Genomic DNA, 10,378 nt, shown 5'->3' with positions numbered 1-10,378 from the left:
CGAACAGCGCCGTCACCATGTTCAGGCCGCGTTCGGCGCACACCGCCACCCGGCTGTCCGGGCCGACGCCGCGCGCTATCAGCGCGTGCGCCAGCCGGTTGGCGCGGGCGTTCAGCTGGGCGTAGCTCAGGCTTTCCGCTCCGCTCACCAGCGCGGTGGCGTCCGGCGTGCGGCGCACCTGCTGCTCGAACAGCGCCGCCAGGGTCTGATCCAGCGGGTAGTCACGCTCGGTGCGGTTCCAGCCATGCAGCAGATGCTCCCGTTCGGCGAGCGGCAACAAATCGATATGGGATACTGACCGTGGGCTATTCAACGTCATCGCCCGCAGCGCCTGTACCAGGTAAACGCCGTAGCGTTCGGCGGTGGCGCGATCGAACAACGCCGTGGCGAAGTTCAGCGTACCGCTGATGCCTTCGCCGGTATCGGCCAGATCGAGCGTCAGATCAAACTTCGCCGCGCTGTATTCCAGCCCGGCCAGCTCGGCCTGCAGCCCAGGCAACGGAATATCGCGCACCGAGCCGTCCTGCCAGGCCAGCATCACCTGGAACAGCGGGGTATAGCCCAGGTGGCGCGGCGGATTGACCAGCTCCACCACCTGCTCGAACGGCAGATCGCGATTTTCCTGCGCCGTCAGCACCGTGTGGCGGATCCGCGCGATCAGCGTCGGCAGATCCGGATCGTCGCGAAGATCGATGCGCAGCGCCAGCGTGCTGACGAAGAAGCCGACCAGCGATTCGGTTTCCAGCCGGCCACGGTTGGCCTCCGGCGTGCCGATCACCAGCTCCTGCTGCCCAGCCATGCGCGCCAGCACCAGGCTCCAGGCCGCCAGCACCGTCATGAACAGCGTGCCGCCATGCTGCCGGCTGAACTGCCGCAGCGCCTGCGTCAGCTCGGCGTCGATCGCGATCGGCACCTCTCCGCCGCTGAAAGACTGCACCGTCGGACGCGGCCGGTCGGTCGGCAGCGTCAGCAGCGCCGGCGCATCGCTCAGCGTTTCGCGCCAGTATTGCGCCTGCGCCGCCAGCCGCTCCGGCGTCAGATAGCGACGCTGCCAGGCGGCGTAATCCGGGTATTGCAGCGTCGGCAGCGGCAGCGGATCGGCATCGCCGCGACGGAAAGCGCCGTACAACGCCCCCAGTTCACGCAGCAGAATGCCGGTCGACCAACCGTCGGAGACGATGTGATGACAGGTGAGCAGGAACAGGTGCTCCTCATCCGCCAGGCGGAGCAGCGCGGCGCGCACCAGCGGCCCCTGCGTCAAATCGAACGGTTGAGTGGCCGCCTGACGGCACAGCGTGTCGGCTTGCGCGGGGTGACGTCGCAGATCGTGGAACGCAAGCGGCAGCCCGTTTGCCGGCAAAATCTGCACCTGTGGCCGATCTTCCCGGGTGATGAACCGGCTACGCAGCGATTCGTGACGCGCATAGAGCGCATCCAGACTATGTTGCAGCGCCTGCCGATCCAACCGGCCGTGCAACCGCAGCGCCAGGGGGATATGGTAGGTTTCGCTCATCCCCTCCAACTGGGTCAGGAACCACAGGCGTTGCTGGGCGAACGACAGGGGCAATTCGCCGTCGCGCGCCACCGGCAGTATCAGCAGCGGTTCCTGAGCCGGCGCAACCTCCAGCGCCTGCGCCAGCACGTGCAGTACCGGGCTGGCGAACAGCGCCTGCAACGGTAACTGCCATCCGGCCTGTTGCACGCGGTTAGCCAGGCGCACCGCCATCAGCGAATGCCCGCCCAGTTCGAAGAAGTGGTCATAGCGACCGACGCGCTCTACGCCCAGCAGCTCACGCCAGATTGCCGCCAGCAGGTTTTCCGCCTCGCCCTGCGGCGGCGCATAGGCTTCACGCACATAGGCGTCGACCTGCGGCACCGGCAGAGCCCGCTTGTCCAATTTGCCGTTGCCGGTCAGCGGCAACGCCTCCAGCCAAACGTAAGCCACCGGTACCATATAATCCGGTAGCCGCGCCTGCAGATGCTGGCGCAGCCCGGTCGCCAGCGTAGCGCGTTCGGCTTCCGGTGCCGGAACCACCCACGCCACCAGTCGCTTGCCCCCGTCGCCATCGCCAATCGCGTCCACGGCTACGCTGCGCACGCGCGGATCGGTACTCAGTTGTGCCTCCACCTCGCCGCATTCGATACGGAAACCGCGGATTTTTACCTGCTGGTCATTGCGCCCCAGGTATTCGATATCGCCACCCGGCAGATAGCGCGCCAGATCGCCGGTACGATACATGCGCGCACCCGGCGCCCGGTTGAAAGGATCATCGAGAAAGCGTTCCGCCGTCAATTCGGGCCGGTTCAGGTAACCCCGCGCCACCCCTTCGCCACCGACGTACAGTTCGCCGATTGCCCCCATCGGCACCGGTTCGCCGTCGGCGCCCAGCAGATACAAGCGCAAATCCGGGATGCGGCTGCCGATCGGACTGGTGGTGATCGCCGTGTCCTGCGCCGACAGCGGCCGATAAGTCACATGCACCGTGGTCTCGGTGATACCGTACATGTTGATCAACCGCGTCTGCCGGTTCTCTGGACGAGCAAACCACGGCGCAAGATCGGAAGGCTTCAGCATTTCGCCACCAAACACGATCTCGCGTAGCTGCTGGCGCGCTTCGCTGTGCGCCTGAGCCTGGATAAAGGCTTTGAAGGCGCTCGGCGTCTGGTTCAATACCGTGATGCCGCTGCGGCAGACGAAATGATAAAAATCCGGCGCCGAGCGGGCGATCGCCTGCGGTACGATGAACAGCTGGCCGCCATACAGCCAGGCGCCCCAGATCTCCCAGACGGAGAAGTCGAAGGCGAATGAGTGGAACAGGCACCACCTGTCGGCGGCGCTGAAGTTGAACCAGGCGTTCGTCGCGCTGAACAACCGCGCGACCTGCCGGTGCTCCACCATCACCCCTTTGGGTTTGCCGGTCGAGCCGGAGGTATAAATCACATACGCCAGGTGCGCCGGGCGCACCCCGACGTCCTGCAGATCGTCGCTTTCCCCCGTCAGTGGCTGTTCCAGCGCCAGCACCGGCACCTCGCAGTCACCCAGCGCTTGTCGGCCGAGCTCATCCGCCAACAGCAGTACCGGCGCTGAGTCCGCCAGGATGTACTGTAGCCGCTCGCCGCTATAAGCGGGATCCAGCGGCACATAGGCGCCGCCGGCTTTAAGGATCCCCAGCAGCCCGACCAGCATCGGCAGCCCGCGCCCGGCGCACAGCGCCACCAGGCTGTCCGGCTGCACGCCAAGCTGTACCAGCCGATGGGCCCAACGGTTCGCCTGGGTATTCAATTCCGCGTAGGTCAGGCTGTCATCGCCATACGTCACCGCGATCGCCTCCGGCGTCCGTCTGACCTGTGCTTCGAACAACCGGTGCAGACAAACCGCCGGCGAGTGTGAAGCGACGGTATGGTTGAGGCCCTGCAGCAACTGCGCGCGTTCTTCCTCGGAAACCAGACTGAGTTCGCCGACGGTGCGACGATGAGAACCCGCCCTCACCGCATCGTTGAGCAGCATCAGCAGATGTTGCGTCGCACGCAACATCTGTTCGTCAGCCACGGAGGCGGCGTCGTAGACCCAACGGAAAGCGCCGTCAGCCTTGCAGATTTGCAATACCGCGCGCGAGCCGGAAGCCATGATGGCGGCAACCCCCTCGTCTTCAGGCTGCAACCCCTGCGCCGAGCGCCGGCTGACGATCGATACCGCCGTCGGCCAAGTCTGAGGCGCTCGCAGGTCCGCATCGCGCGTCAGCAACGCGGGATGATAATCGGCATGAGCGCGCAGTTGGCTATATTCCTGTTCCAGCGCGGCCAACGCCTGCTGGAAATTGCCGGTGTGATCAACAGAGACCTGCAGCGGCAGCACGCGCGCGCTCAGGTGAGCCCAACGTCCCCAATTCCGATCGTCCGGGGTGATCCACCCCAGCTGAAAATCGGTTTCATTGCACATGCGCGCCAGATAAAGGGTTGCTGCCGCCAGCACCTGTTCGCCGGCAATTTTTTCCAGGCGCTGCCAGGCCGTCGCCTGCCAGCGTGCGGGAAGATCCGCCTGGCGGCCAGGCCCCGGCGGGAACGGCGCCGGATAATAACGCGTCAGACGCGGTTGCCAAAAAGCGGCGCTATCGGCGCTGGCGCCATACGCCGCGCCTAACAGCGAGGCTTCGGCAGCGTTAATCGTCGGCAAGACCGAGCCGACAGACAGGCCGCAGGCCTGCGCCAGCGCATCGCCTGGCTGAACCGATCCGTCGGCGCGCAAGAACGGCCCGACGCGCACCACGCCGGGGTTCACGGCAATCACCCAGCCGTCGGCCTCGACGTGCAGCAGGGTACCGGGTTCGGCCTGCCGCTCATCGCTCACCGCCTGCAGCGCCGTCACGCCCAACACGCGCTCCGCCAGCAGTATCTTCGCCGCGCATCCCGCGCCATGGCTCAGCGAGCTCACCAGGCGCTGCAGCGCCTCAGCCGGGCGATCCCAACGAATGATGCCGCCGGCAGGCGGTTGCCGACGGTTGGTGTAAAAGCTGCCGCCGGCCTCGGCATCCGCCAGCGCCGCCACTTGCCGATCCAACGCCTCGATCGTCCCCGCCGTTGATGCGTTCAGCGCCCGTAAAATAAACTGGAAGCGGCGCTGCAAAACATCCAGATCGCCTAATGAATTTGCATAAGCGGCGTCAGAAAAAGTGACGTCCAGCTCATTCGCCTGCTGGTCTTCATACAGCATAATCTGTAGATCGCCGGACGGAATATTCCCGCCATAATACCAACGGGTGCGGCATCCCCAGAAAGGATCGCCGTGGTCGAAAGAAACAATGTTAATTGAAGGGCCAAACCACGCGGAATCCGTCGCGCCATTGTCACGCCGAATGTCCTCCCCACGATATAATTGATGGCGAACCACTTTTGCTATTTCGGCCGCAACCCTTTGGATAAATTCGGCCAGGCTCAGCTGGGGTTCAACCTTGATAATCAAAGGGACAACGTTAGAGGTCATACCAATACTGTTTCGTTCTCTCGTTCCGGTCACCGGCATGCTGAAATTAAGATATTCACTGCCGGTCAGGCTGTAGAAACATAATGCTACGGCGGCGGCCAATATATGTGCGCGGTGTACGCCGATATTGTCAGCTTGTTGCTGCAGCTGATCCAATGCCTCTTTTTCCAGCAGCTGCGTGTTGCGGTTCATCGCGGCGTCCGGGGTCAATATGGCTCTACGCGACAAACTCTGCGGCGCAGCGGCAGTATATTCCCGCCAAAAAGCCTGATCGGAAGAAAAGCGTGAGGAGTCGCGGTATTTGATGTCGTTTTCATAAAGCAGAGAGAAATTGCAGTTGGCGAATTCAGGGATGACGCCGCCGGACGCCAGCGCGTTATAGTAAGCCGCGATGCGCCGCATCACTTCCTCGGCACTGCGGCCGTCGGTGATCATATGGTGGAAACGCCGATAGAGGACATAGCGCTGCGGAGCGAGCGTAATCACATAAAAACTAAAAGGTTCCTCTCCCGTGGCGCGGCGCGGCAGCGCCGCATCCGCCACCATCCAGCGTCTGGCCGCCTGCAGGGGATCGGGTTCCTTACTGAGATCGAGTGTGAACAGCGGCTCATGGGTGCGTGGCGCGCGGTATTGATAAAGCTCACCGTCTTTTTCCACAAAATGCGCTTGCAGAGCCGGCGTTTCTTCCACGATTGCATCGATGGCTTGCCGCAGCAGCTTAACGTCGAGAGGCCCGTCAACCTGCCCATAGCCCCAGATATTGAACGACAACTCTTTGGAAATGTTTTCCCCCAGCCAGAGTTCACGCTGGGCGATAGTCATTTCATGCAGTTCGACTTTCTCCGCCGCGGCCTGAGCACCCGAACGGAATTCCCCACTCTTCACATCAGTTTGTTTGTTCATAATATTCTCTAGCACGTTTTCATTACGTTAATGAAAGGGACCGTCCGGATTTAGGCAAAGCCTGGCCGTCCGACAGTTCAAGTCAGAATAAAAAACCGTAGAAAAGCTGGGTCTCCCCCCAACTAAGAAAGAATGAAATGGTTAATCCAGAGGTTCCCCCCTGTGCCTCAATTTGTAGAGCTGTGAAGTATAGGAGAGGATATTTTTTTTGGCGAAATGTGCGAAAGGGAATAAATGACCATTTTATTTCCCCGATATTACTCAGGGATGACGAGCGTATTCCTCTTGTATTAATCCGATATAATTAGAGAGAAATTCATATTCTTTTGTATTATTCACCACAGTTAATGTGCAACAATACTTACGATAAGAGCCTCTCCATATCAATAAGTTATACTTTATTGTTTTAATGATAATAATTTATTGATTAATTAATTCGTTACCATTAAAAATGAACGGCAATTTTGCCCGCGGCGCATCTATCGTTTTTTGTTATAACGATGGGAAAAATTATGCTGAAAAATTTCTTCGTTTTTTCGAGCGCTCATCGACGGCACCGTTCCCAGCGACAGACAATGTAAAATGGGGCGGCAGAGCCCGCCCCGAGAGGTCTTACCACATCAGCCGGCCGATCAGCGGCGCGGCCACCACCGTGATAATGCCGGCCAGCATCATCACCAGGCTCGACACCACGCCCTCCTGCGGCCCCAGTTCATAAGCGCGGGCGGTGCCGGCGCCGTGCGACGAGGCGCCAAACCCGGCTCCCTTGGCCAGGCGGCTGCGCACCGCCAGCCGCAGAAACAGAATGTCGCCCACCGCCATGCCGAACACCCCGGTGATCACCACGAACAGCGCCACCAGATCCGGCTGCCCGCCCATCTGTTTGGCGGCCTCCAGCGCGAACGGCGTGGTAATCGAACGCACCGCCAGGCTGCGCTGCACCTCTTCCGGCAGCGTCAGCAGGCGCGCCAGCCACACCGAGCTGTACACCGCCACCAGTACCGCCGTCGTTACCCCGGCGGTCAGCGACAGCCAGTGGCGGCGGATGATGTGCAGATTCTCGTACACCGGCACCGCAAAGGCGATGGTCGCCGGCCCCAGCAGCCACAGCAGCCAGTGGGTTTCACCGATATAGTCCTGATAGGAGATGTGGGTGACCACCAGCAGCAGCACCAGGATCATCGGCGTCAGTACCAGCGGCATCAGCAGTAACGTGCGGCGGCGGCGGTACAGCTTTTTGTTGGCGAAGTAGAGCGCCAGCGTCGCCAGAAAGCAGGCCAGGCTGAGGATAAAATCATTCATGGCGCTGCTTCCGTCGCTGCAGCCAAATCTCCAGCCGATACACCCTGTCCACCACCAGCCCGGTGGCGCCCAGCGTCAGCATGGTGCTGACCGCGATCACCAGAAAGATCTTCCAGCCCTCGACCATCAGCAGCTGGGCATAGTTGACCACCGCCACCACCGCCGGCACGAAGAACAGCAGCATTTCCGCCAGCAGCCAGCGGGAGCCGGCCTTGACCCAGCTCAGCGGCAGAATGCGCAGCAGGATCAGCGCCAGCAGCATCAGCATGCCGACGATATTGGCGGGGAGCGGCAGGTGGAATTGTTGCACCAGGCGATCGGCGATCAGGAACAGCGCCGCATACAACGCCACCTGAATCGGCACCTGCAAACGGGTCAGCAGGGAGGGGGCAACGCGGCGTAACGCCAGAGACATGGAAGATGACCTCAAACAATAAATTGACGGCCTACAGTATACGCAGCCGGGAAACCACGCCTGAAATGAATTAAAATTATCGACATCATGCCGTCCGGGAATAGTTTCCCGCCGGTAGCGCCCTCAAGGAGAACCCTAACGTGGATGTCCGCACCCTGCGCTACTTCGTTGAAGTGGTGCGCCAGCAAAGCTTCACCCGCGCGGCGGAAAAACTGTTCGTCACCCAGCCCACCATCAGCAAGATGCTGCGGCATCTGGAAGAGGAGCTGGAATGCACGCTGCTGATCCGCGAAGGCCGCAAGCTGCGCCTGACCGACAGCGGCCAGGCGGTGTATCAGCGCGGCCTGACGATCCTCGACGAATTCCGCCAGCTGGAGGCGGAGCTGGAAGACATCAGCTCGGTGAAAAAGGGCGTGCTGCGGCTGGGCATTCCGCCGATGGTGGGCAGGCAGATCGCCGATCTGATCCGCCGCTTTCGCCAGACCTACCCCGGCATCGAATTAAAAATTTCCGAGCTGGGCGGGCTGTCGGTCGAACAGGCGGTGATGTCCGGCGAACTGGATCTGGCGATGACGGTGCTGCCCTTCGATTCGGAACAGCCGCTGACCTTTCTGCCGCTGCTGGGCCATCCGATGTGCGTGGTGGCGCCGCGCACGCCGCAGTGGCTTAACCGCACCCGCATCAATATCGCCGAATTGGCCGACAGCCCGATCCTGATTTATAACGAAGACTTTGCGCTGTACAAGATGCTGATGAAGGCGTTTCGCCAGGCCGGTTTTGAACCGCAAATCGCGGTGCGCAGCGGCCAATGGGATTTCCTCGCCTCAATGGTGCAGGCCGGCGTGGGCATCGCCATGCTGCCGGAACCGGTCTGCCGCTGGCTGGACAAGGAAAACCTGGTCTGGCTGCCGCTGGAGCCGCGCATGGAGTGGAAAATCGGGCTGATCTGGCGCCAAGGCAGCTACCTGTCGCACAGCGCGCAGGCCTGGATCGCCTGCTGCCGCGACTACTGGCCGCCGCTCAAGTAGCCAAAAAACAAGGGCCGCACAGGCGGCCCTTCGGGAAGAAATAAAGAGGAAAACATGATTCCTCTTCTGAGGTTTACCCTTCGCGTTCGATCAGCAACGCTTCGAGCAAGTCGAGATCGTGCAGCAGTTTTTGCAGCGTCTCGTTGCTGATTTTCTGCGTGGCGCGCAGGTGGTACAGCTCGCCGCGCTCGGCGCGCAGCGCCGTCAGGCGGAAACGCCGCTCGAGGTTTTCCATCGCCAGCGCATTCTCGATATCGTCTTTCGACGCGATGCGCCGCCGCAGCATGCCCGTCACCCGCGAGCTGACCTCTTTCAACACCTGCGGATCGAGGTTCTCTTCGGTATCGGCGACCAGACGCTCTTCCATTTTATTCACGCTCTCGATCGCCACTTCGGCCGCCATGGCGATCGCCATGCGCTCTTCGTGCTTGCTGGCGCTCTTGTCGGCCACCTGAACGCCGCGCAGCAGCAGCGGCAATGCCAGCACGCCGACGATCAACGACAGCAGGATCACCCCGGCGGCGATAAACACCAGCTGATAGCGCGCCGGGAAGGCGGTGCCGTCGCTCAGCAACAGCGGTATCGACAGCACACCGGCCAGGGTAATCGCCCCGCGCACCCCGGCGAACGACGCCACCCACAGCTCACGCGTGCTGTAGTCGCCGAACTGCAGCGGGCGCTTTTTCATAAAGCGGTTGCTGGCCTTCTTCATCACCCACAGCCAGGTGAAACGCAGCACCAGCAGCGCGGCGTAGATGGTGGCCACGTCGGCGAACAGGTACCAGGTCTGGATGGTCGGATCCAGCTCCGCCTGCAGGATAGAGGTTTCAAGAATGCCCGGCAGCTGCAGGCCCAACATGATGAACACCATGCCGTTGAACACGAACTCCAGCATCGCCCATACGCTGTTGGCGCGCAGGCGCATCGCCAGCGGCGCGTTGCGGATCACGCCGGATTGGCTGATGGTCATCCCCGCCGCTACCGCCGCCAGGATGCCGGAGACGCCGATGTGTTCGGCGATCAGGTAAGAAGCGAACGGCAGCAGCAGCAGGAACACGATCTGTGTCGCCGGATCGTCGCCGCTCCAGCGGCTCATCACCCGCAGCGATTTACTGTAGGTCCAGGTGACCGCCACGCCGGCCAGCAGGCCACCGATCGCCACTTTGAGGAACTCGAGGGTTGCGCCGCCCACGGTGAACACCATGGTGCCCATCGCCACCGCGATGGCAAACTTGAGCGACACCAGGCCGGATGCGTCGTTCATCAGCGCCTCGCCTTCGAGCACGCCCATGATCGGCTTAGGAATGCGCCCTTTGCCGACGATGCCGGACAGCGCCACGGCATCGGTCGGCGACAGCACCGCCGCCAACGCGAAGGCCGCCACCAGCGGAATGCCCGGCACCATGGCGTAGATCAGATAGCCGACGCCGACCACGGTGATCAGCACCAGCACCAGCGCCAGGCCGAGAATTTCACGCCCGTGGTGCAGGAATTCGCGCGTTGGCGTTTTCCAGCCGTCGGCGAACAGCAGCGGCGGGATGAACAGCACCAGGAACAGTTCGGGATCAAAGTCGACGTGCAGCCCGAAATGCGGCCAGGCCAACAGGGCCCCGATGGCGATTTGCATCAGCGGCAGCGGCACCTGGAACGGCAACATGCGCGTCACTACCCCGGACAGGGAGACCACCAGGATCAAAATGAGGATTGTAAAAAAGATTTCCATGCTTTCCTTAGACTCTACGATTCAGA

5 protein-coding genes are annotated in these 10,378 nt (G+C 61.7%); 1 reads left to right on the top strand and 4 read right to left on the bottom strand.

Translation table 11 applies throughout. The annotated features are described in order from the left end of the window. The 3 genes from EKL15_RS23215 to EKL15_RS23205 all read right to left on the bottom strand — a co-directional run. Window positions 1–5,884: non-ribosomal peptide synthetase (locus tag EKL15_RS23215; protein ID WP_203090442.1), on the bottom strand; the 5,884-nt coding region annotated here is incomplete at its 3' end. 612 nt (window positions 5,885–6,496) lie between these two features. Beyond that, window positions 6,497–7,186, bottom strand: coding sequence for an LrgB family protein (locus EKL15_RS23210; RefSeq protein WP_004936833.1), 690 nt, complete (start codon window positions 7,184–7,186; stop codon window positions 6,497–6,499). Beyond that, window positions 7,179–7,601: a CidA/LrgA family protein gene (locus EKL15_RS23205; RefSeq protein ID WP_004936830.1), complete on the bottom strand. Its 423-nt coding sequence runs from the start codon at window positions 7,599–7,601 to the stop codon at window positions 7,179–7,181. The genes EKL15_RS23210 and EKL15_RS23205 overlap by 8 nt, the downstream gene beginning before the upstream one ends. A gap of 140 nt (window positions 7,602–7,741) precedes the next feature. On the opposite strand from EKL15_RS23205, the gene EKL15_RS23200 reads away from it, so the two are divergent. Next, window positions 7,742–8,629, top strand: coding sequence for a LysR family transcriptional regulator (locus EKL15_RS23200; protein WP_025304429.1), 888 nt, complete (start codon window positions 7,742–7,744; stop codon window positions 8,627–8,629). Between the two features lie 73 nt (window positions 8,630–8,702). Here the strand turns inward: EKL15_RS23200 and EKL15_RS23195 are convergent, their stop codons facing one another. Next, entirely contained in the window at window positions 8,703–10,352 is a 1,650-nt protein-coding gene (locus tag EKL15_RS23195) for a Na+/H+ antiporter (RefSeq protein WP_025304430.1), read from the bottom strand. Window positions 10,353–10,378 lie beyond the last annotated feature (26 nt).

Source organism: Serratia sp. 4542 (assembly GCF_016805595.1).
GTDB lineage: Bacteria > Pseudomonadota > Gammaproteobacteria > Enterobacterales > Enterobacteriaceae > Serratia > Serratia nevei.
This window is presented reverse-complemented; position numbering and strand designations above follow the sequence as displayed.

Bases quoted from the DNA above. Each gene is read 5' to 3' on its own strand.
- EKL15_RS23210 (WP_004936833.1), bottom strand. From the start codon at position 7,186: ATGAATGATTTTATCCTCAGCCTGGCCTGCTTTCTGGCGACGCTGGCG.
- EKL15_RS23205 (WP_004936830.1), bottom strand. From the start codon at position 7,601: ATGTCTCTGGCGTTACGCCGCGTTGCCCCCTCCCTGCTGACCCGTTTG.
- EKL15_RS23195 (WP_025304430.1), bottom strand. From the start codon at position 10,352: ATGGAAATCTTTTTTACAATCCTCATTTTGATCCTGGTGGTCTCCCTG.